The sequence below is a fragment of the Xanthomonas cucurbitae genome, assembly GCF_002939885.1.
Lineage (GTDB): Bacteria > Pseudomonadota > Gammaproteobacteria > Xanthomonadales > Xanthomonadaceae > Xanthomonas > Xanthomonas cucurbitae.
In genome coordinates this window covers 1-324 of sequence record NZ_MDED01000155.1, presented here as the reverse complement: position 1 = coordinate 324, position 324 = coordinate 1, and the positions used below count along the sequence as shown (strand labels likewise).

The window sequence follows — 324 nt, the reverse complement described above, 5'->3', positions numbered from 1 at the left end:
CGTGCGCGTGGGCAAGTCAATCGCCGTGGTCGCGCCGCCGCCCCGCGAACTGTGGCTAAACCGATGGCGGTGCGTGCCGATGCCCCTCGCCAGGTCTGGTCATGGGATATCACTTATCTGCCTTCGACGGTGAAAGGCCAGTTCTTCAAGCTGTATATGATCCTGGACGTCTACAGTCGCAAGATTGTCGGCTGGGAGGTCCACCACGAGGAGCTGGCCATCCACGCATCGATGCTGATCGGGAAAGCCTGCATGCGAGAGCAGGTGGCGCGCGACACGCTGGTACTGCACGCTGACAATGGCGGCCCGATGAAAGCGGCAACG

General features: G+C 62.0%; 1 protein-coding gene. It reads left to right on the top strand.

The genetic code is table 11. The features are described from left to right. Positions 1-63 precede the first annotated feature (63 nt). Positions 64-324, top strand: a 261-nt coding sequence (locus XcuCFBP2542_RS19170) for a DDE-type integrase/transposase/recombinase (protein WP_146090397.1), incomplete at its 3' end; no start/stop codon positions are given.